The 22783-nt window shown below is 36.6% G+C and carries 21 protein-coding genes and 2 riboswitches; of the genes, 9 read left to right on the top strand and 12 right to left on the bottom strand.

Annotated elements, in window-relative coordinates; genetic code table 11:
* Positions 1-58: 58 nt before the first annotated feature.
* Entirely contained in the window at positions 59-970 is a 912-nt protein-coding gene (locus MHI04_RS01435) for a TetR/AcrR family transcriptional regulator (RefSeq protein WP_036118149.1), read from the top strand.
* 100 nt (positions 971-1070) lie between these two features.
* Here MHI04_RS01435 and MHI04_RS01430 read toward each other — a convergent pair whose 3' ends face one another.
* Positions 1071-2714: a HAMP domain-containing sensor histidine kinase gene (locus tag MHI04_RS01430; protein WP_089934951.1), complete on the bottom strand. Its 1644-nt coding sequence runs from the start codon at positions 2712-2714 to the stop codon at positions 1071-1073.
* Entirely contained in the window at positions 2711-3412 is a 702-nt protein-coding gene (locus MHI04_RS01425; protein ID WP_101966981.1) for a response regulator transcription factor, read from the bottom strand. Before MHI04_RS01425 ends, MHI04_RS01430 begins: the two co-directional genes overlap by 4 nt.
* 103 nt (positions 3413-3515) lie before the next feature.
* Between MHI04_RS01425 and MHI04_RS01420 the strand changes: the two genes are divergently transcribed.
* The 3 genes from MHI04_RS01420 (at position 3516) to MHI04_RS01410 (ending at position 5852) form a co-directional block, all read left to right on the top strand.
* On the top strand, positions 3516-4655 hold the full coding sequence (locus MHI04_RS01420) for a DUF418 domain-containing protein (RefSeq protein WP_058844864.1): 1140 nt from the start codon (positions 3516-3518) through the stop codon (positions 4653-4655).
* Between the two features lie 216 nt (positions 4656-4871).
* Entirely contained in the window at positions 4872-5426 is a 555-nt protein-coding gene (locus tag MHI04_RS01415) for a DUF1273 domain-containing protein (RefSeq protein ID WP_036118162.1), read from the top strand.
* A gap of 111 nt (positions 5427-5537) precedes the next feature.
* Complete coding sequence (locus tag MHI04_RS01410; protein ID WP_036118164.1) at positions 5538-5852, top strand: hypothetical protein; 315 nt, start codon at positions 5538-5540, stop codon at positions 5850-5852.
* A 47-nt stretch (positions 5853-5899) separates the two neighbouring features.
* Here MHI04_RS01410 and MHI04_RS01405 read toward each other — a convergent pair whose 3' ends face one another.
* The 3 genes from MHI04_RS01405 to MHI04_RS01395 all read right to left on the bottom strand — a co-directional run bounded on the left by MHI04_RS01405 (position 5900) and on the right by MHI04_RS01395 (position 9980).
* Positions 5900-7294 (bottom strand): L-cystine transporter, encoded by a 1395-nt coding sequence (locus MHI04_RS01405; protein ID WP_036118167.1) that lies wholly within the window; start codon positions 7292-7294, stop codon positions 5900-5902.
* 876 nt (positions 7295-8170) lie between these two features.
* Positions 8171-9121 (bottom strand): GGDEF domain-containing protein, encoded by a 951-nt coding sequence (locus MHI04_RS01400; protein ID WP_058845218.1) that lies wholly within the window; start codon positions 9119-9121, stop codon positions 8171-8173.
* Positions 9099-9980: an EAL domain-containing protein gene (locus tag MHI04_RS01395; RefSeq protein WP_342535288.1), complete on the bottom strand. Its 882-nt coding sequence runs from the start codon at positions 9978-9980 to the stop codon at positions 9099-9101. The genes MHI04_RS01400 and MHI04_RS01395 overlap by 23 nt, the downstream gene beginning before the upstream one ends.
* 297 nt (positions 9981-10277) lie before the next feature.
* Here MHI04_RS01395 and MHI04_RS01390 point away from each other — a divergent pair, with 297 nt between their 5' ends.
* The 4 genes from MHI04_RS01390 to MHI04_RS01375 all read left to right on the top strand — a co-directional run bounded on the left by MHI04_RS01390 (position 10278) and on the right by MHI04_RS01375 (position 14192).
* Entirely contained in the window at positions 10278-10463 is a 186-nt protein-coding gene (locus tag MHI04_RS01390; RefSeq protein WP_342535287.1) for a hypothetical protein, read from the top strand.
* The gene (locus MHI04_RS01385; RefSeq protein ID WP_036121982.1) at positions 10453-11871 is read left to right on the top strand and encodes an amidase; all 1419 of its coding nucleotides are present in this window, start codon (positions 10453-10455) and stop codon (positions 11869-11871) included. Before MHI04_RS01390 ends, MHI04_RS01385 begins: the two co-directional genes overlap by 11 nt.
* Before the next feature lie 160 nt (positions 11872-12031).
* On the top strand, positions 12032-13192 hold the full coding sequence (locus tag MHI04_RS01380; RefSeq protein ID WP_089934934.1) for a PucR family transcriptional regulator ligand-binding domain-containing protein: 1161 nt from the start codon (positions 12032-12034) through the stop codon (positions 13190-13192).
* Between the two features lie 103 nt (positions 13193-13295).
* Positions 13296-14192, top strand: coding sequence for a DMT family transporter (locus MHI04_RS01375; protein WP_036121988.1), 897 nt, complete (start codon positions 13296-13298; stop codon positions 14190-14192).
* 25 nt (positions 14193-14217) lie between these two features.
* Here the strand turns inward: MHI04_RS01375 and MHI04_RS01370 are convergent, their stop codons facing one another.
* Positions 14218-14802, bottom strand: coding sequence for a YitT family protein (locus MHI04_RS01370; protein WP_340812426.1), 585 nt, complete (start codon positions 14800-14802; stop codon positions 14218-14220).
* A 181-nt stretch (positions 14803-14983) separates the two neighbouring features.
* Here MHI04_RS01370 and MHI04_RS01365 point away from each other — a divergent pair, with 181 nt between their 5' ends.
* Positions 14984-16273: a DUF2252 family protein gene (locus MHI04_RS01365; RefSeq protein WP_342535286.1), complete on the top strand. Its 1290-nt coding sequence runs from the start codon at positions 14984-14986 to the stop codon at positions 16271-16273.
* Between the two features lie 49 nt (positions 16274-16322).
* Here MHI04_RS01365 and MHI04_RS01360 read toward each other — a convergent pair whose 3' ends face one another.
* The 6 genes from MHI04_RS01360 to MHI04_RS01335 all read right to left on the bottom strand — a co-directional run bounded on the left by MHI04_RS01360 (position 16323) and on the right by MHI04_RS01335 (position 22701).
* Complete coding sequence (locus MHI04_RS01360; protein ID WP_004227692.1) at positions 16323-16844, bottom strand: DUF2179 domain-containing protein; 522 nt, start codon at positions 16842-16844, stop codon at positions 16323-16325.
* Positions 16845-17100: 256 nt separating this feature from the next.
* Positions 17101-17451 carry a VOC family protein gene (locus MHI04_RS01355; protein WP_342535285.1) on the bottom strand — a complete coding sequence of 117 codons (351 nt, stop codon included), beginning with the start codon at positions 17449-17451 and terminating at the stop codon, positions 17101-17103.
* Positions 17452-17608: 157 nt separating this feature from the next.
* Positions 17609-18907 carry a nucleobase:cation symporter-2 family protein gene (locus MHI04_RS01350; protein WP_036121997.1) on the bottom strand — a complete coding sequence of 433 codons (1299 nt, stop codon included), beginning with the start codon at positions 18905-18907 and terminating at the stop codon, positions 17609-17611.
* Positions 18907-19491, bottom strand: a complete 585-nt coding sequence (locus MHI04_RS01345; RefSeq protein ID WP_101966985.1) for a xanthine phosphoribosyltransferase — start codon at positions 19489-19491, stop codon at positions 18907-18909. Before MHI04_RS01345 ends, MHI04_RS01350 begins: the two co-directional genes overlap by 1 nt.
* A gap of 134 nt (positions 19492-19625) precedes the next feature.
* Positions 19626-19727: riboswitch (purine riboswitch) on the bottom strand.
* Between the two features lie 164 nt (positions 19728-19891).
* Positions 19892-21715 (bottom strand): APC family permease, encoded by a 1824-nt coding sequence (locus MHI04_RS01340; protein WP_058845211.1) that lies wholly within the window; start codon positions 21713-21715, stop codon positions 19892-19894.
* Between the two features lie 118 nt (positions 21716-21833).
* A riboswitch (cyclic di-AMP (ydaO/yuaA leader) is annotated at positions 21834-21984 on the bottom strand.
* A 192-nt stretch (positions 21985-22176) separates the two neighbouring features.
* Complete coding sequence (locus MHI04_RS01335; protein WP_249646142.1) at positions 22177-22701, bottom strand: PepSY domain-containing protein; 525 nt, start codon at positions 22699-22701, stop codon at positions 22177-22179.
* Positions 22702-22783 lie beyond the last annotated feature (82 nt).

Raw genomic sequence — 22783 nt, 5'->3', positions numbered from 1 at the left:
GATATGCAAGGGTTTTAAGTGTAGAATAAGAGTATAATAATATAAAAAAGGTGAGGTTATGAACAAAAGAAAAAGACAGATTATTACAGCAGCACGTGAACTTTTTATTGAAAAGGGTTTTCTAGATACATCGATTAATGACATCATCAATGCAGCTAAAATCTCAAAAGGTACATTTTATAATCACTTTACTTCGAAAAACGAATGCTTAATCGCCATTTTGGATGAAGGGCGTGAAGAAGCTAGTAATCGTCGTCATGAGCTTATCTATGGTAAAGACCCTACAGATTTAGAAGTATTGACACAGCAAGTCGCTGTTCTCATGTATGTCAATCGTGAACATAATTTAATACAGATTTTCGAATCCGTCTTCCAATCAAGAGATAAAGAACTAAAGAAAATCATTATTAACTACCATTTACAAGAATTAGAATGGCTAGCCAGCCGACTAGTACAAGTTTTTGGCGAAGAGATTAGCCCAATTAGCTATGAATGTGCTGTCCAAACACTTGGGATGATTAACCTCACTCTACGTGCTGTCTTTATTGCCGATTATAAATATATCAATCGAGAAGCTATTGTACGTGTAGCATTGCGTAATATTAGCGTAATTATACCCACGATGCTTGAGTCGAAAGAAATCATCGTGAGTGTTGAAATGATCAATACCATTCAAAATGTGGTGAACTATAAAACCGTTACAAAAGAAATGGTTATCGAACAATTACAAGGCTTTACAAAGGGTTTGTCGAACAACGAAACAATGGAAGGTTTGGAATATGCTCAATTCTTATTAGAAGAGCTACAGCGCGAAAAACCAAAGCTTTTTATCATCGAATCACTTCTTACTCCTTTCCGTAAGGCATTCGTTGGCACAGAACATATCGCAGAAGCGCGCGATATCGCTAATAACTTATGGCGCTATGTTAAAATTGAACAGCCAGCCGAGCGTTGTACGAAAAATAAATAAAACAAAAAGAGGTATCAAATAAAACACTTTGATACCTCTTTACTCTGTTTAATAAGCCTCGTCCTTCAAGAGCATTCCTCTCTAGAAATCGAATCTAACACTAGTGACATTGGAATTTTAGAACGAAGATGGTTCCATCTTGGCCTGAACGAACACTAATTGTGCCATTGTGTAAATCAATGAGCTGTTTCGTAATGGCTAGTCCTAGCCCTGTTCCTGTTGTATCATCTGTCGTATTCGTTCCTCGATAATAGCGTTCGAATAGATTATCGAGCTCCTCCTGCGGAATACCAGGGCCTTGGTCAGCAATGGTTAGCATTACTTCTTTACCAGTATGTTGTGCCTCCACAACGACCTTCGTGCCTTCAGGCGTATACTTTTTCGCATTAGTTATTAAATTATCCATAATCCGCTTAAGTAAAAGCTCATCTGCTTGCAGCAACACATCACCATATACCTTTACACATACCTGTTCATCTGCAAATTGTGGTAACCATATGGCTAGCGGTAATAACACTTTATCCAGCTGTATCGCTTTATTTTTTAATTGGTACGTATAGGTTAAATCCTGAATGAGTGCATCCATGTATGTCGCCTTTTCTTGCATGGTTTGTGCAAAAATACGCATCTCATCCTTTGTCCACTCATATTCCTCAGATGCAAGCATAGTGGAATAGCCATAAATGGAGCTTAACGGGGTCTTTAGATCGTGCGATAAGCCTGTTATCCACTCCTCACGTAAATGCTCTGCATGCTTGATTTGTCTTTCATTTGAATCAAGTCGTTCAGATAGATGATTGAGTGACTCCTCTACAGGTTGAAACAGTTTAAATTTCCGTTTTAACTTCCCTGTTTTTTGATGATGGATTTTTTTATCACTAATTTCACTGTAATCAAATTGAGTTAGTCGTTCAATGCGTGATATAACATAGACTAATGGTCGTACAAATTGTCGTGAAATACTGATGGATAAAAAGATAACGCCCAACAGCAATATAATATGCCCTCCAAAGAAGATAGAAACGAACAATACCATCGCCTTATTAAAAGGCTCTTCAAAAGGCTTATAAGATGGGTTAGGCATTCGCACAACAAATGTCATATCGTTGGCTAAGGCTGTGCTTTGCTTCAGCTCCGCATGCTCGAAAATATCGTATTTTTCCTCTAGTAATTGTGGCTTATTTAGCTTCTCATAGCGTTCGCCAATGACTTCAATCCGATTCCATTGCTCGTCATAGATTTCAACACTGGCTTTATTTTCTTTTAGACGTTGCCGTGTTACAGCAGAAATATTCCCTGTTGCTGTCCAGTTTTCAAGTGCCTCCTCAAAAAGTGGTTGGACAGGAGTAGTCGGAAGAAATAATAAATAGTAATTTGGCAGTTCCCACGTATGCATACCCGGTTGTTTCAATGCCAATAGTTCATTATCTGACTTTCCACATAATCCACATGTATCTCCCGTATAATCAACAATTGTCATGGATGAATCAAATAAATAGAGCTGTCCTACATTTTCCTCAGCTCTCTTCACTAAATAATCAGCAATTTTAACCGTCTTCCCTTTCTCTACAACGGCATCATCTTCAATTTCAAAGGAGCTCATTACATGAATGTTGTCACCGACACGTTCATTGATAAAGATAGCGAAAAACACCAGACTTATAATAAAACCTGAAATGATCAATAGATAGAATATGATGAAATACGACACAAAACGGAGTGTTAATTTTCCAGCAGACTTCATGAAGAGATGTCTCCAACAAGCTTATAGCCAATACCTCTGACAGTGATAATGCAGGTCGGCTTTCCAGGATTTTTTTCTATTTTTTCTCGCAGCTTTCTTATATGTACCATCACTGTATTATCATCAAATAAGCAATCACCCCATACGCGCTCGTATATTTGCTCTTTTGATAACACTTGCCCTACATTGTCACATAAATATTTTAATAAATGAAACAAGCGACCACTGATTATTTCCTTCACCCCGTCTACCTCGATTTCTGCTGCGTCAATGTCAAATGTAAAACGGCTGCAAGTAAATACATGATTTTCTGGTACACTCTTTTTCTTCATGTAACGGACTAACTGTACCTTTACTCGTGCTACAAGCTCTAATGGGTTAAATGGTTTTGTAATATAATCATCTGCGCCATTCATAAAACCGCGAAGTTTATCTGCATCACTGCTTTTTGCAGTTAAATAAAAAATAGGGGCATCACTTTTTTCCCGAATCCTATTCGCGATATCCAGCCCACTTCCATCTGGCAGCATGATATCTAATAGATAAAAGTCAAATGTTTTAGTATTCATTTCATCTTTTGCTTCTTCAATTGTGTTACATAATGTAATATTGGTAATTCCTTCTTTTCTTAAAATGATTTCAATCATTTCAGCAATGGCACGTTCATCCTCTAACACTAAAATTGATGCGTCCTGCATTTCCTCACCTACTTTTAAGATTAATTTAAGGTAGTCATTATTTCACCATAAGCTTCCTTCACTATTCTATGTATAAGATAACCAATTAAGGAGATAAAACGCAATGACAACTAAACGTGTTACTTTCATTGATACGATGCGTGGATTTAGTTTATTTGGCATCTTAATGGCGAATTTACTGATTTTCCAGTACGGGATGTATGGCAAAGATGAATTAAAAAATCTTTCTACCTTAGATAATGGAGCTTTATATTTTGTGAAAATTGTGATTGAAGGCTCATTTATGCCTATCTTCACTATATTATTCGGCTTCTCGCTTATTAAATTGATTGAATCCATTCGCAAGAAAAAGAATAAAAGCCGCTGGTCTATTTTACGCCGTGCAACTGGTTTGATTGCTCTCGGCTTACTTCATTCCACTTTATTATGGGAAGGCGATATTCTATTTTCTTATGGCTGTATGACTTTATTTTTGATTCCCTTTATTAATCGGAAGCCGAAAACGCTATTTATATGGGCCAGTATCCTTTTCGTCCTAACAACGGCATTAACATACGGCTCTATGGAAGCTTCAAAAAAGGAACAAAAAGAGCTAGATACCTATATTGAAAAAGCAGATAACGTTTACGCTAACGGAAGCTACTCAGAAATTTTTGATTTTCGAGCTAATGCTGAAGTACCGGGAATGGAAGAGCCAGCCTTCCTCTTCATTTTATTAATTTTTACACCGTTGTTCTACGCACCTCTATTCCTTTTCGGTATGGCACTTGCTAAAAAGCAAGCCTTCATGGAGATGGATAAGGAAATGAAATGGTATAAGCTAGGTACTCTCCTCGTTCCTATTGGGCTCGTATGTAAAAGTCTAAGTTTTATAGAAAGTGCCTTTTCTTCCATCTTATTAATGGGTGGCGCTCAGTTACTAGCGGTTGGCTATGTTTGCCTTGCAGCACTCATTTATAAAACACGTCCTGTACAACTACTTGCACCAGCATTTGAGAGCGTTGGAAAACTGTCATTAACCAATTATTTACTACAAACCATTATTTGTACAACTGTTTTTTATGGCTATGGTCTCGGATTATACGGTAAACTAGGCGTCTTTGGTGGTATCCTATTCGGAATCGTTGTATATGGCTTGCAATGTGTTTTCAGCCTTGCCTATTTAAAGAAATTTAAACGTGGCCCATTTGAGACAATCTTACGGATATGGACGAATTGGTCTTGGACTGGGCAGGTAAAATAAAACTCAACAGGTAGGCAAATAAGAAAGGAATTATTTTATATGAATAGTGACACTAAAGAAGACTTTACAGACTCATGGTGGTTTTTAGGTATTTGTGCGGCTGTAGCAGTGATTCTAACACTACTTGCATTTTCATAGACAATTGCATGGAATTCGTTTTCATTTGCCCCCTACTGTATACTAGAACTACAACTATACAGCTTAGGGGGCATTTTGTTGTTACAGCGTATTATGATTACTGGCTATAAGCCACATGAACTTGGTATTTTTAATGATAAACATCCTGGCATTGCCATCATAAAAAAAGCACTGGAAGCCCGTCTACGCACACTACTTGATGAAGGACTGGAATGGGTTATTATCAGTGGTCAGCAGGGTGTAGAATCTTGGAGTGCTGAAGTTGTTTTAATGCTTAAAAAAGAATTTCCACATTTAAAATATGCCGTTATTACACCATTTTTAGAGCAAGAAAAAAATTGGCAGGACCTAAAAAAGGAAAAATATCAAACATTAATTGCCCAAGCCGATTTTGTTACAAGCGTGACCAAAAAACCATACGAAGCACCCTGGCAATTTGTTGAGAAGGATAAATTTATTATTCAAAATACAGATGGGCTTTTATTAATTTACGATGAAGAAAATGAAGGTTCTCCGAAATATATTAAGCGACTTGCTGAAAAATATATGGAATCTCATGACTACACTCTTTTAATCGTAAATGCCTATGATTTACAAGTAATAGCAGAGGACATACAGCAACAAGATTGGTAGAAAAATATTGATATAATTTTCTGATAATTATATACTAAAATTAATAAAACCCTTATTTGTAACTAGTTCACATACGGACGTTACTAATAATTTGAAAGGAGCTATCATCATTTGAATAAACAGATTGAAATGATTCTTGAAGCTTCTCCCGTAAATGTTGCTCACGATACCTACCGCAGAGAATGCCGCTATACACGAGGAATTCATATTGAAGAACAAGAATTTCTAGCTATTTTAAATACAATGAGCAATGATGCACGCCTCTATTTCGATTTCCATAATCCTCGGAAAGAGATTAAAAAGGGAACCTATTTAAATGGACACTCTGGTCTAGCCTACAATATTTATGATTACTATAAACAAAATTATAAAATTGAAGTTTCCGAATTAATTAATGGTAAAGATTTTTATGTAAAAATAATATAAAATGTAAGCCCCTTTAAAGTTTTACCTTTAAAGGGGCCTCTTTGATTTTATAGATCTGCTACTTGAGCACCTAATTCTTTATCATTGTACATTTCTGTATCCAATTCTTTTGTAATACGTGCTGTTGTAACACCCGCTGTCATTGACCCACTTACATTTAATGCTGTACGTCCCATATCAATTAAAGGCTCTACAGAAATTAATACACCTGCAAGTGCAATTGGTAAATCAAGTGCTGATAACACAAGAATAGCTGCAAATGTTGCACCACCACCAACACCTGCTACACCAAATGAGCTAACCGCTACTACCGCGATAACTGTAATAATGAAGATAGGATCGAGTGGATTAATGCCAACTGTTGGTGCGATCATAATTGCTAACATAGCAGGATATACACCAGCACAGCCATTTTGACCGATTGATAATCCGAATGAGCCTGAGAAGTTTGCAATACCCTCAGATACCCCAAGACGACCTGTTTGCGTTTTAATATTCATCGGTAAAGTACCCGCACTAGAACGAGATGTAAAGGCGAATAATAATGTCTCTGCAGATTTTTTCAAATACGTGAATGGATTTAATCCGCTTAATGTCAGAATTAATAAGTGTACTAGTAAAACAATAAATAACGCCACATAAGAAGCAATAACAAACTTACCTAAATTGTAAATCGCACCGAAATCTGATGTTGCAACAGTACGAGCCATAATAGCCAAAATGCCGTATGGTGTTAATCGTAAGACAATCGTTACGACACCCATTACAAGGGCATAGATTGCATCTAAGCCTTTTTTAATTGTAGCTGCTGTCCCCTCATCCTTACGTGCCACACGTAAATAAGCAAAACCAAGGAATGCTGAGAAAATAACAACCGCAATTGTTGAAGTAGAACGAGCACCTGTTAAATCAAGGAATGGATTTGCAGGGAATAGCTCGATAATTTGTGTTGGTAGATCTGGAGCTGCTAAGCCCGTTGTTTTTTCTTCAAGATATTGACCGCGTGCCGTTTCTGCATCACCTTGTAAAATTTGTGTTGCATCTAAATCAAATACGGTTGCAGAAAAAATACCGACAGCCGCTGAAACCGCTGTTGTACCAATTAAAATGGCTAAAATAAGAGCTGCCATTTTCCCAAAGTTTTTGCCAATCTTCATCTTCGTAAAGGCAATTAAAATAGAAATAAAGACTAATGGCATTGCTACCATTTGTAGCAATTTTACATATCCTGTACCTATAATGTTGTACCAAGATGTTGTTTTGGCTAACACTTCAGAATCTATACCATAGATAAAATGAAGTCCAAGACCAAGTACAATCCCTAAACCTAAACCTGCAAAAACACGATTTGAAAACTTGACGTGTTTTTTATTCATAACATATAAAATTCCAACGAACACAAGTAACACTGCTACGTTAAGAATGATTTGTAAATTCGACAATGGAATGCCTCCTAAGATGTTTTATAATAATGTAATCGAATTATATACCCATAATCCCTATAATTCAAGTATGTTTTATTAAGATTAATAAATTCCTAAAATAAAAACGATTTCTTCCTTTGATTATGCCCTTAAAATTAAAATCAATAATATTTATTAGCAATAAGTAAAAGGAGCCATTATAAAAGGGAATAGTAGATAGTTATCGAAAACGTTCATGAGGCTAACTTTTAACGTATAGACAGCTAAACTATAAGGCTTGATAGAATTGCTCATTTCAGTTGTATTAATATTCTAGTCAAAAACATAGAAGTTGGTGACAAAATGGTTACCGGAATTTTAAAATTGTTCATATTAACTACAAAATCTATACCCAAAATGCCTTACTGACGAACAAAAAACCTACATCGTTTAATGAACGAAGTAGGTTTCTCTTAGTGTTGAAAAACAAAACAGTCAATTGAAAGGTAGAAATGGATTACCGTTGCAGGCTACTTGACTCCAACCTACAAAAGTATTACCTTTTTAGCAAAGGTTTTCAAATAAGGCGAAGGTCTTCACTACTCTTTATGGAGAGGTGTTGTCACACATCACTTCCCCACATTGAAAATAAGAGCTTATTCCCTCTAAAAATAATGGGCTATTTAATCGCTATATTACTATGAAAAAAAGTAAAGACTCTTTGCAGAATGGTTGATTGGAGGGGATTTAGCGTCACAGATGAGACCCTGGAGCGAGCGTAAGTGAGTGAAGCGGCTCATCGGACGCCCCCTGGAAAGGGCGCTGGCGGAACGGAAATCAACCTCTCACCTTACAAATTTGCTTTTTCTGCCGTTGACATGGTCTTTTTTCAACAACATGAAAAACCTACATCGTTTAATGAACGAAGTAGGTTTTTTGTTCGTTGATAAGGTAACAGCTGCCTGCAATTTTTTTACACTGCTTTTTCACGTGTGTGACCGCATTGGATAATTGTTCGACGGAGTTAAAATACTGATATTCATTCGTAATAACGGCAATGGATAAGGATGTACATGTTAGAGTACCTAGCTCACCCGCTCTATTAGCTACCTGCACATACACTAAATCCTCTAGCTCATAAAAGCTTAAAATATTGGCATCAAAGTCATCTATGATCTTCTGACAAATCTTTTCTATTTCATAATGCGGAAGGATGGCAACAAAATCGTCGCCACCAATATGCCCTAAAAAATCTTCCGCCCCACAGATATATCTTTTTAGTATATCTGTTAAATAACGTAAAATTTTATCCCCTTTATTAAAGCCATATGTGTCATTGTAGGATTTAAAATGATCTAAATCAAAATAGATCAAACTATAGTGTGCTAGCTGTAATGCTTCCTCTAGCTTTTCATCGATTAATGTATTGCCTGGAAGACTACTTAACGGATTTAAAAAACTGGCGATAGCTACTTGTGTATCAACAAGCTTTAACAGTAACTCACGAATGCTAACCATTCCGTCATATAAGTCATTTTTCGTCACAATGATATCATCATATAAGTCTTCAGGAGGTCTAGACATCGCTAGTGTACTAACCTCAGTGATTGGAGTATAGCGATCTACTATTAAAGGATTTTCTTTAATGATAAGTTGATTTTGCCGTCCCATAAATAAATGATAGCCATATTGAGTACCTATTTTTTGATAGAAATGTGTGCGTGTAATATGTCCAATTGGTTTTTCATCCCGAACGACAACAATACTACGCAATGAAGGATTACTTGTAAAAAGTACATCTACTTCTTTATTTTTCACAAATTCATCAATACATGGAACCTTTTCAATGACTTCCCCTATCTTCATTGTCACCCACCCTTATTTTCCCCAATTGTATTTCCTTTGCGGGCTTTCCTATTGCATAACCTTGTGCATAGTGAATGCCAATATGATGCAGATACGCCAGCTCTTCTTGTCGCTCAATCCCTTCAGCAATCATTTTAGTGTTAGCTTGCTCGGCATACTTCATTAATAAGGTAACGAGTTGTTGCTGTTCGCTGTTTTGATCGATAAATTGAATTAAGGAACGGTCTAATTTAATGAATTCTGGCTTTAAATAAATGAGCGTTTTTAAACTATTATAGCCTGAGCCTACATCGTCCACTGCTATGCGATAGCCCTGTGATCGATAATGTGATAATACACGCTCAAACTCTACAAAATCTATCACGGCACTACGCTCAGTTAATTCAAACACGACTTGCTGCGGTTTAATGCCAAGTTCCTTTAGCAATTGCAGTGTTTCTCCACAATGGTAATTTTTATCTACTAATACATTTGGATGTATATTAAGAAAGACTAAGAAGCTTTTATCCGCCAAATCGTTAGGCATACGTTCCTTAAATCGTTGTAAGGAAAGATTTCGACAAAAACATTCAAATAAAAATACACAATCTGTTTGTCCAACAAACTCATAAAACTGGTCGACACTATTAAATAATGCTGAGGAACCTGGACGGTTTAATGCTTCAAATCCCATCGTTTGTTTTGACTGTAAATCTACAATAGGTTGAAAATATGTATGTAAATCGTTATGCTGAATAATTTGTTTCAATGCTTTTAAACGTTTCATATATAACGTATTGCTTTGATGTTGCCCATATAAATATTTAAAAAAAGAAAATATATTACTAGTTTTTATATTTTGCCCCACAGCAGACTCCATTCTTGCACCTCTTCAATTGGTTATTATGGTTCATTGTACGCTTTGATTGTAAATAGACTGTGAATCGTATGTAAAAAGAGCAAGCACACACACTAGACTTTGAACGTTTATTAGCGTAGTAAATATTTCATAATATTAAATATATTACAAATAATTTATTTGATATAAATTATTGTTAGTGTATGATTGTAATAATAGGTTTATATTACCTATTATAATATTTTGCGTTTTTACCCTATCGATCTTAATAGGGAAACCTATTTAGATATAAAAATTATTCAAGGGAGGATCCTGTTAATGAGCTTGTCTATTCAACAATTATTGGAGAACAAAGGAATTACACCGAAACCTGAACACCTTGAACTATTAAAAACACGCTGGGAGGGCATGCAGTCACTTCGTAGCAATTTAGAAGGTATTACGATTGATGATGCAGATATCGCGGTACGTAGTATTCCTGGAGGTGATCATATTGACAACTGATTTACATTTAAAATCCGTTGAAGAGTTGGCACCCTTACTTGCATCGAAGACACTATCTCCCGTGGAATTAACGAAGGCGATTTTAGATTTTGCTGAGGAAAGTCAGCCTAAAATTAATTCCTATATGGCCTTTTACAGGGAAGAAGCTTTAGCAAAGGCAAAAGAAGTGGAACAGGAAATTCTCCAAGGCCACTATAAAGGCATGTATCACGGGATTCCGATGGCCTTAAAAGATAACTTGTATTTCAAAGATAAGATAACAACGATGTCCTCAAAAATTCATAAGGACTTCGTTTCTGATTATGATGCGACAGTGGTTGAAAAACTTCGTGACGCTGGTGTAATTTTCACTGGAAAACTAAGCATGCATGAATATGCTTGGGGAATTACCAATAACAATCCTCATTACGGACCTGTTCGCAACCCATGGGATTTAGATAAAATCCCTGGCGGTTCTAGCGGCGGCTCTGGGGCGGCTGTTGCAGCAGGGGCCAGTGTTGCTTCATTAGGAACGGATACAGCTGGTTCCATTCGAATTCCATCCTCTGCTTGTGGCATTGTTGGTTTAAAACCTACACACGGTCGTGTAAGTAAATATGGCTGTTACCCACTCGCTTGGAGTTTAGACCATATTGGCCCAATGACAAAGACAGTAAAGGATGCAGCAGGCTTGCTTGAAGTCATTTCTGGCTTTGATCATCGAGACCCTACTTGCATTGACGTTCCAACAGACAACTACGTGCAGCAGCTTTCTGGCAATATCAAGGATTTAGTGATTGGTATCAATGAAGAATACTTCTTTAAAAATGTGGATGCTGATATAGAAAAAGCTGTTCGAGCAAGTATTCAAAACTTAGTAGATCAAGGTGCGAAAGTGGAAGTAGTGCGAATTCCTTCATTACAATATGCAGAATGGGCAGAGCTTGTGACGTCCCTTTCGGAGGCGGCAGCTATACACCATTCCGATTTACAAGAGAGACCACAAGATTTTGGTGACGATATACGCCTACTCTTTGAGCTCGGTGAATTGCCTTCTGCAGTCGATTACTTACAGGCACAACAGGTACGTCGTCAAATCAAACAGGAGTTTACAGAGATTTTTAATAAGGTAGATGTGCTTATTACCCCTACTCTACCTGTTGTGGCTAATACAATTGGTGATGATTTCGCAGAGTTAAATGGTCAAAAAGTGGATTTAATTGATAATATTATTCGCTTTACAGGCCCTAGCAACTTAACAGGCTTACCTGCCCTTTCCGTTCCTTGTGGCTTTAAAGGGAATTTACCAATAGGGCTACAAATTATTGGCCCTGCCTTTAAAGAAGGACGCATTTTAAATGTAGGGTATGCCGTTGAGCAAACGAATCCACTGAGAAATAGAAAGCCAAATATTTTTGCTAACATTTAAACGATAAGTACTGAAATCTGCTCACTTCACGGTTTACCGCTGAATGAGCAGATTTTTTTGTGGTGGATATCCATTTGCATGAATACAAATGGTTTTTTATGAACAAGTAAATTTATAATAGAAGTTAGTACCTTACTACAAGAAAGGCAATGGTCCGTTTATGAATGTAGAAAATTTTTTACAATTACCCATTACAAAGAATTTCACTGTTGTCGCTGGCCACAACGGTTTGCATAAAGCTGTTCAAAATGTAGAGATTTTAGACTTTGAATTTTCACCAGACATACCCCATGTGCGAGATACAATTTTCACACCCAACAGCGTTGTATTAAGTAGTTTATTATTTGCCAAACAAAAGCCTGAGTATTTATTAAATGCAGTAAAAAATCTAGTGGAGCTCGGGGCGAGTGCCTTAGCTTATAAGCCTGTTATTTTCAGAGATTTACCTGAAGAGGTTTTGACTTATGCAGAGGAACAAGATTTTCCTATTTTAAGATTTGGTGGAGATGAGTTTTTTGAGAAGATTATTTTAGAAACAATGGCCTACGCTAAAACACAGGATTATTCATTCTTTTTAGAAACGATCTTACGGAGATTAATGGAGGAAGATATTACACAAGAGCAAATCAAATCCATTTTACAGCAGCTCAATAGACCCTTTGAAAAATATGTTTTTGTAGCAACTTTACGAGCAAGTGACACATCTCACCATAACTGGATGCATGCTATTTTTTCGTTAGAGCCACTACTTAAATCAGGTCTGATTTGTTCCTATAAGCAGAGCCTTTTTATCATCATGACACATCCATCCCAGCTGTTTCAATTTGACAAGGTGTTACATGAATGGTTAGCATTATATGCCATCCCAACGGAAAAGATCACTTTTGGCTATAGCAGTAGCTACGATACTCAAACTGGCTTTCCTACTGCTTTACGCGAAGCCTTCTTTGCTAGTATATTAGCTGAGATTGACATGCTGCCTAGCCTTCATTATAAGCATCTCGCATCGGATCGTTTATTAATTGAGTTGTATCGTAAAGATCCTATATTTGCAATGGATTATGTTACTTCTTTTTTAGCTCCTTTACTTGATGATAAGGCTGATCCCGATTTAATGGAAACTGCCATAACCTATATCGTAAAAAAAGGAAATATTAAGGAAGTTGCCGTAGCACAATTTTGTCATCCAAATACAATTCGCTATCGTATGGCTAAAATACGTCATTTAGTAGCACCGACAGATAATGATTATGTTTTTTATGAACACTTAGCTGCAGCCGTTAAATTGTACTTATTACATAGCAAGGTAGGTTTTGAGTAATCGCTTTGGAATAAGTACAAAAAAACGCCTGAATATTTAGAAATAAAATCAAATTCTTTTCCTCACTCCTATGCTATTCTATTGAAGTCAGGAGGAAGAAAACATGAAAACTTACATAGCTGATGGCATGCTATTGATTACTGCAATCGTGTGGGGTAGTGGATTTGTTATAACGGCTATTGCCTTAGAATATTTAACAGCTTATCAAGTGATGGCTGGTAGATTTTTATTAGCTTCCATTATATTATTGGTTTTATTTGGTTCTCGATTAAAAAAAGCTTCGAAATCTGTTATTTGGAAGGGAGCTTTATTAGGTACAATTCTGTATATAGCATTCGCCCTTCAAACCGTTGGACTCCAATATACAACACCGTCTAAAAATGCCTTTTTAACCGCAGTGAATGTTATTATTGTTCCTTTAATAGCCTATGCGGTTTATAAACGCCGCATTGACGGCTATGAAATCATTGGTTCTCTAATTGCGATCGCAGGAATCGGCTTTTTATCACTACAAGGCTCATTAACAATGAATGTTGGGGATGCACTTTCTCTAGCATGTGCCGTTGCTTTTGCCTTTGATATCTTTTATACTAATCTTTTTGTTCAAAAAGAAGATGCCATTGCTCTTACCATTATTCAATTTCTGACGGCATCCTTTATAGGTGTTCTAGTCGTCATTAGCCAAGGGGATATCCCGACATCACTCGAAAAAGAAGCAATCTATTCGATTATTTACCTAGGTATTTTTTCTACGACAATTGCTTACCTCTTCCAAAATGTAGCCAATCAATATACAACTGCTACTAAAGCTGCGATTATCCTATCGACTGAATCCTTTTTCGGTATGGTGTTATCCGTCATCTTTTTACATGAAATCTTAACAAGTCGCATGGTCGTAGGTGCAATACTTATTTTACTGGCTATACTCATTGCAGAGATCAAACCAGCACATCCTAAAAAGAAGCTAATGAAAACACTTGATAATCAGACGCCAAAATAGTTTCAGTTTTATACTGGGACTATTTTTACGTTCCTGATACTCGACTTCGACTAGTAATAACACTTGTCGTAATGCCTACTACCAATACGGTAATAATGGATAATAGGAAGGTCGATGTGGATAGTAGGAAGCCTCCTATAACAATAACAATGGAATCAATAAAAAATATTAATATTCCAACATTAATACCTGTCTTGTCACAGATAAATTGAGCGATTAAGTCTGTCCCCCCTGTGCTTGTCTGAAAACGCAGCATCAGACCAATGCCGAAGCCGACAAGTATACCTCCAAAAATGGCACTGTAAAGCGCATCCATTTGGACAAGATTTCGCACAGGCTTTAGCAAATCAATAATTACGGAAGATGCTATTAAGCCATGTATACTATTGTAAAAATAGGCTCTATATTTAAACCAAGCAATAATAAAAATGGGAATACTAATAATAATAATCATTAAACCGATTTTGAGCTTATATAGATAATGTAATATAAGCGCTAACCCTACTACTCCCCCATCTAAAATTTCATATGGCGTTAAAAATAAATTAATTCCTAACGACAATGAAATACTTCCTACTATAATGACAAGACCTTTTGTAAAGAAGTACATATAACCCCCCTCCGTGATTAAGCATGTCTTATAGTATGAAAATAGGTTATTGAACATGTTATGAAATACCCTTAGATGTATAACCATTTTTATCGAGAACATTTGCTAAATTTCTTCGAAACCTATTCAATTATTTTTCGTATATACAGGTAAATTTTGATTTAACAAAGGGGATTATTGTATGGAGCATGCTTTATTGGAACAAGTTAAACATACTAGAACTTTTTTAAGACAAGAACAATTAGAAACAATCTTTGAAGAATTTGATGTTCAACGAATGAGTTTAACAGAGGGACAGCGCTTGGAAAAATACCGTAAAATGCTTGAAAGCCCATTTCGCTTTTTCCGTGGAAGTGCCTATCTATTTTATTTTGATATGGCAAAATCCGTCTCAATCTTCCATACTCCTGATAGAAAACCAACTTGGATTCAAGGTGATATGCATATGGATAACTTCGGTGCTTTTCAAAATGAGGCAGGCGAGATTGTTTTTGATGTTAATGATTTCGATGAGGGCTATGTCGGCTCTTATTTATACGATATTATTCGCATGAGCGTCAGTATTGCGCTCTATTTAGAAGAACAAGGCTTATATAAGACAACTCAGGAAACGGCTATTCAGTATTTTCTCCGTAGCTACATAGATCAGCTAAAACGATTCCAGCGTAAACAGGATGATCCTTTAACACTGATGTTCACAAAGGACAATACAAAGGGACCAGCAAAGAGATTATTGAAAAAGCTTGATAAACGCCAGCGATCTCATTTTTTACAGGATATTTCGTATGTAAATGAGGATGGTCAGCGTGCCTTCTTATGGAATGAAGAAATTCAACCGGTTACTAGTGAAGAATACAGCGCCATTTCAAACGCACTTTCTACATATAAAATTAGGGACATAGCTTATAAGTATGGCTCTGGTACAGCTTCCATCGGTTTAAAACGTTACTATATTTTAGTGGAAGACGAAAAAGGTGCGTCAGGAGTCGAGGATTTAGTGTTAGAAATGAAAGAGGTACGCACAGCAATTCCTGCCTACTTCCTCCCTTATCAGGAACTATTTTGGGCTCATTATGAGCATCAGGGAGCACGTGTAGTCGGAACTCAAAAAGCTATGCACCATTTAGAGGACCCACATTTAGCCTTTATCACGATGAATGGACAGGAATTTTATATTCGTGAACGTTCTCCTTATAAAAAGAAGATTAAGCCTAAAAACTATAAGGATGTAGAGGATTACTTTACTACAACATCACTTATGGGAAAAATTGCGGCTAAAATACATGCACGAGCTGATATCGATTATTCTCATGTTTTTACCTATCACAGTGAGGAGGAGATTTTAAAAGCGATCGGCAAAGAGCGTGATGTATTTATAGAGCATACAATTTTACAAGCCATGAGCTACAAGGAAATTGTCTACACAGACTTTAGTTTATTTAAAGACTGGGTAGAAACAAAATTTAATTAACATCCTAAAAAAGGACCTCGGCATTTAGCAGAGGTCCTTCCTTATTAAATTATTTTTGCTTAGCCTTCATACGAGCAAGCAAAAAGCCGCCCTTAAATGATTTAGGCTCATATGAGATAATAAAGGCATTCGGCTCGAACTGCTCTACAATTTGAAAGAGCTCCCCTTCACGATTTCTCTTCGTTAAGATTTCATATTTATAGCGATTACTATCTCGCCCTTCTCCAATATAAATCGTGACTGCAAACCCTTCGTTACGAAGAAATTTTACAAGCTCTTCATTCTTATTTTGCGTATTAATGGTTGTATAAACATAGCCTATTGCTAGCTTACGTTCTATTTTTGCTCCTAAAAATATACCTAATCCAAATCCAACTGCATAGACAACCATAGATAACATGCTTTGCTTCCCACTAAAAACGAGTGAAAGGCCAAATACATACACTAGCATTTCCAGCATACCAAATATCGCAGCAAGGAACGTGATATTCTTTACCAAAAATATTGTTCGCAATGTTAAAAAAGGTACATAAACTAATTGAAGAATTAATATTAAAACGATACTTTGCATTTGTACTAGCCCTTTCTCAGAGTAGTTATATATAAGTGTATGTTGAAAGAGAGAATTACATTCTATTAAAAACCATCCTCATTTTTAAATTCCCCTTATAACCCGATATTAAACATCGAACATAACAAAAAAAGTGTAATTTTACACCTACACTGTTATATGATATTATCTAAAAGAGTTGAGGAATAACATAATGATGCTGCTATTAATCGTAAGCTTAGGCATGGAAATTGGTTTTTCATTGATCAATGTTATATTACTTTTCCCAAAGCTCTATACGTCTTCCTTCAGGATCTTCAATCCAAATGAATTGTCCAAATTCATTCATCGTCTTGTCCATTACAAAGGGAATACCCATTTTTTCTAAATGCTTGATGCTATCATCTAGATTTTCCACTTGAAAGTTTAACATTACTTGTTGTTCTGTTGGAAAATAGCTATCACTTTCAGAAAAGAAAGAGAAGACCGTTTCATTGTCTGATTGTGGCGTAATAATAGTACCATTCCAATTTTCAATTTCAATGTTCAAGACTTTACTGTACCATTTTTTGATTTCCTCAAGATTTTTAGTTCTCCAAAAGATCCCTCCAAAGCCCTTTATACTCATAAATAATCCCTTCCTATCCTATTATTAGTCATTCATTCTAAATTCTAGTTTTGAGAGTGAATTCCTTCTATTTCTCTGTTCATATCTACTTTTTACACAGAAAAAGTCACCTACTTTCAACTAAACGACTAGTCAAAAATAGATAACTTTTAGGATTTTATACTTCACCATGCATCGGGTCTTGCTTATGCTTCGGCCCAATCATATTGAATAAAATATTAAGGATAATCGCTGTGACAGAACCACAGACGATACCGTTAGATGTTAAAATAGAGACTTTTTCTGGTAGTGCATCAAAAATACCAGGAACCACTGATACACCAACCCCTAAGCTTACTGCAATCGCAGCAATCATCGCATTTTCTGCTGATTCGTTCATAACTGGTACAAGCATCCCCATACCTTGTGTAATGACCATACCGAACATCGCTAACATTGCCGCACCTAGTACGGATGTTGGAATAATCGTTGTTAATGCTGCGATTTTTGGTAGGAAGCCAAGTGCTACTAGTAAACCACCTGTGATATAAATGACTTTACGGTCCTTAACGCCTGACATACGTGTTAGTCCCACGTTTTGTGAGAATGTTGTGTAAGGGAAGGCATTGAAAATACCACCGATTACTGAAGCTAGACCTTCTGAACGATAGCCGCGAGCTAAATCCTTTGAATCTAATTTTTTATTACAAATATCACTTAATGCAAAATAGACACCAGATGACTCTACTAAAGATACCATTGCTACAAGTGTCATGGTGATAATTGCCGTTACATCAAATGTTGGCATGCCAAAGTAGAAAGGTTGTACCATGTGAAATACATTAGCATCCGCTACTGGCGTGAAATCCACTTTGTCCATGAATGCACCTAAAACGGTACCTACTACTAATCCAATCAGAATAGAAATCGCACGAACAAAACCTGTAGAAAAACGATACACGATTAAAATAATAATTAATGTAATAAACGCTAATGCCACATTAGAAGCAGAAGCAAAATCCTCAGCACCTTGTCCACCTGCCATATTGTTTAAAGCTACTGGTAATAAGGAAATACCGATAATCGAAACAACGGATCCAGTTACTACTGGAGGGAAGAATTTCACAAGCTTGCCGAAGAAGCCCGCAATAATCATTACAATTACACCAGAGGCAATAATAGAACCATAAATATCTGTAATACCTTGCTCTGGATTTGTGCCGATCGCAATAATTGGACTTACTGCTGTGAATGTACAGCCAAGTACTACAGGTAAGCCAATCCCGATGAATTTACCTGAATATACCTGTAAAAGTGTTGCAATCCCGCACATCATAATATCAATTGCTACTAAATACGTCATTTGTGTTGAATCAAAGCCAATTGCTCCACCAATAATCAGTGGCACTAAAATGGCTCCAGCATACATCGCAAGTAAATGTTGAATCGCTAGCGCAGTTGATTTAAAGGTATTCATTACGAGCGAGCCTCCGTAGCAAATGTTACATTGCCATCTTCAAGAGAGTCTACAATCGCTAATGACTCAACGCGAACTCCCTGCTCACGCAATAATTTTCCACCATCTTGGAAGCCCTTTTCAATAACGATGCCCACACCCACAACATGCGCACCAGCTTGTGCAGCAATATCTAGTAAGCCTTTGACAGCTTCACCATTTGCTAAGAAATCATCAACAATTAAAATATTATCGTCCTCATTTAAGAAATTACGTGATACAGAGATCTCATTTGTTTCATTTTTTGTAAACGAATGTACCTTTGATGAATAAAGGTTATCTGAAAGTGTTAACGATTTGCGTTTACGAGCAAACACGACAGGCGCGCCAATTTCTAACCCTAACATAACAGATGGTGCAATACCTGAAGATTCTATTGTTAAAATCTTTGTAATCACTTGATCAGAGAAACGGTTTGCGAATTCATGACCAATTTCCTTCATTAACATTGGATCAATTTGATGGTTTAAAAATGAATCAACTTTTAATACGGATGAAGATAATACTTTACCCTCTTGCATAATTTTGTCTTGTAATAACTTCATTTCTTTTATATCCTTCTTTCTTTCAGAGTAATAAAAAACGCTAAATACCTTGTTTCCATTCAGCTACGAGTGGAGCAAAGCATTCAGCGTAAAAACGTCGAAACGAATAGAAAACATCATTATAATTGAAGTTCTCTAAAAGCATTGCTACCCATAGTCGATTTATTTACGGTAAATCGGTAGAAACTTGCGAGCCCTATTCTCGCTATTATATGAGTGGATTTGTATGAAACTATCAGAATATCCAATTTATCACTTTATTCGGCAAGAACCTATAACTTTTACGAAATAAAGTTTGATTTTTCGGAATTTAATGGTATTTCGCAACTTTTCAATTGCAAACGTTCGTGTTTTCAATCAACGTACTGATTATAACAGACTATTTTCTAGCTTGCTAGCATTATTTTGATAAATGAAAAGGGACTGTCATAATGACGACATTTCTGTGAAATAACAGTGTCGTACGAATGAGTAGACTCGATTGGTTGTGTAGCATATGATGCCACCCTTTTTTCGGTAGAAATTGAGGAATCACAACCGTCACTTTATGATTTGTTTTAGTACAATGGTGCTCTACTTTATCAATAAATTTCATCAATGGCTGTGTAATGCTACGATATGGTGAATAGTAAGTCACTAACCGTACATCAGGTTGCCATGCGTTCCACTTCTCTTCAAAAGCTTTTGCTTCTGCTTGATCGAAAGCTACATAAAAGGCGATCACTTTATCCACCTTAAGTGATTTAGCATAATGAAGAGAGTTTTCAACTACCTTTGTTATACCAGCGACTGGCACAATGAACACATTTCCCTCAATAGTAGTCAGCTCCTCCTGATTCAATCTCAATTGTTCTCCAACGGCTTGATAATGGTGCTTAATCCGATGAAATACAAAAATAATGATTGGTAAAAAGACGAACACTGGCCATACTTGGGGCATTTTTGTCACAAAGAACATCATAGCTACAATGAAAGAGATCGCTGCTCCAATTGTATTGATAGAAAATTTTGCTACCCAACCTTTAGGTTTTTCGCGCCACCATTTTCGCATCATTCCCGTTTGCGCTAATGTAAACGGAATAAATACCCCAACTGCATATAGCGGAATTAAATGCTCTGTGGCTCCATCAAAAAGAATAATTAAGACAATGGCCGCAACACCTAGCATCATGATGCCATTTGAATAACCAAGACGATCTCCACGAATTTGGAATATTCTTGGAATAAAACCATCTTTCGATAAATTCACAGCAAGCAATGGAAAGGCTGAATACCCTGTGTTTGCGGCAAGTACTAAAATCATTGCCGTAGTCCCCTGTACAATATAATAAAGGAAATTCCGACCAACACTAGCTTCTGCTAGTTGGGAAACTACTGTTGCTTCTGCTGTTGGGGCAATCCCATAAAAATAAGCTAGGCTTACAATACCAATAAATAAAACAGCTAAAATGGCGCCCATCGCTAAAAGTGTTTTTGCTGCATTATTAGGAGCAGGATTTCTAAAATTAGGAATAGCATTAGAAATAGCTTCTACCCCGGTTAACGCTGAGCTACCTGAGGCAAATGCCTTTAATAAAATAAATAAGCTAATCCCTGCCACTGGTGTACCAACCTTTGGATGTAGCTCTGCTGGCACCTGACCAGTTGTAACCTGATAGAGCCCAATCCCAATTAACAAGAGCATAACGCCTACAAATAGATAGACTGGGTATGCCAAGATAGAGGCTGACTCTGTTACACCTCGTAGGTTTAAAATTGTTAAGAAAATCACAAAAACGATAGCAATGGGTACATTGTATGGATGAAGGCTTGGAAATGCCGATGTAATAGCATCTGTACCTGCTGAAACACTAACTGCTACTGTTAAAATATAATCAACAAGCAAAGAGCCTCCAGCTACAAGACCTGCATTCACTCCTAAATTTTCTCGCGATACTACATAAGCGCCACCACCATGTGGATAAGCAAAAATAACCTGACGATAAGATAAAATCAGTGCCACAAGCAGAACGACCACTCCAACGGCAATCGGTAAAGAATACCAAAGGGCAAGTGTGCCCACTGTCATAAGAACAATTAAAATTTGTTCTGGTCCATAGGCTACTGAAGACAAAGCATCGGACGATAAGATTGCCAATGCCTTTGCTTTACTAAGCTTTTGTTCCCCTAACTCATCGGATCTTAATGGTTTGCCGATTACATAACGTTTGAATGAGGATTTCATTGATAAACACCTTCTAGTTTCATAGAATGTGTTTCGCCTCTCTAAATAACATCAAAAAACGTCTACAAGTCATCACTAAATAAGACTTGTAGACGTTCATCCGTCTGCCAAGCTCCACTTTTCTGCTCTTAACGCTTACGAGGTTAGCTGTCGGATTCGGGCCTGAGTAGCCCTACCCCTCCAAATGGAAGAGATTCACCCCAAGAATGGCTTATGCCATACATCAAAATTGGTTCCCCCGCGTTTAGTTGCTTCAGCGATTTAGAAATTTGAAACTTTTATAATGATGTCATATTACGCCTGCTGATTGAAAAAGTAAAGAAGAAAATTTTTCATTTTCACGAGTGAAAAACATAGACTTTTTTCGAGCATATGTTAATACTCGTCATTGCTGCCAATACTCTCGCTACAACAAAAAACTGTCTTAAAAGTATGCTCTACTTTTAAGACAGCTCGCTCTTTTAGTCTTCCATATCTTGTTCAAAATCAACAATGTTCCCTGTCATTGCATCCACATCTACTTCATATTCATACTGACCATCTTTCAATTCTATTTCATATAAGCCATCATCCAGCTTAATTTTTGTCACGGTACCTTTTGCTTTCGTTAAGGCTGTTTCGATAGCCTGTTCTTTTGTAATAATTTTCGCTGTTGGCGTGCTAACAGAAATGTAATTATCCCAATCATCGTCATCTCGACGCTCTTTTTTCTGCTTCAGTAATTTTCCCGTATAAGCATCAAATTTTAAATCATATTCCGCTGTCTCGGTATGCACCTCTACTTCGTAAATAGAGCGGAATTGATTTTGATCAAATTCGATATCCGCAACAGTCCCATCAACTATTGCTAATGCTTTCTTCTCAATCTGCTGTATTGTTAATACCTTATTTTCTTGCGCATTTCCTGATAATAAAGTTGTCGAGCCAATTGCTGCTCCAACCCCAAGAGTAACTACCAATGCTGGAATCATAATTATTTTTTTCATATTCATCTCTCCTTTGTTTTATCTATTCTTAGCTTAGCAAGCGAAGATGATAGAACTATAAGAGGAACATTAGAATTTCATG

This window comes from Lysinibacillus sp. FSL K6-1151 (assembly GCF_038630755.1).
Taxonomy (GTDB): domain Bacteria; phylum Bacillota; class Bacilli; order Bacillales_A; family Planococcaceae; genus Lysinibacillus; species Lysinibacillus fusiformis_D.
This window is presented reverse-complemented; position numbering and strand designations above follow the sequence as displayed.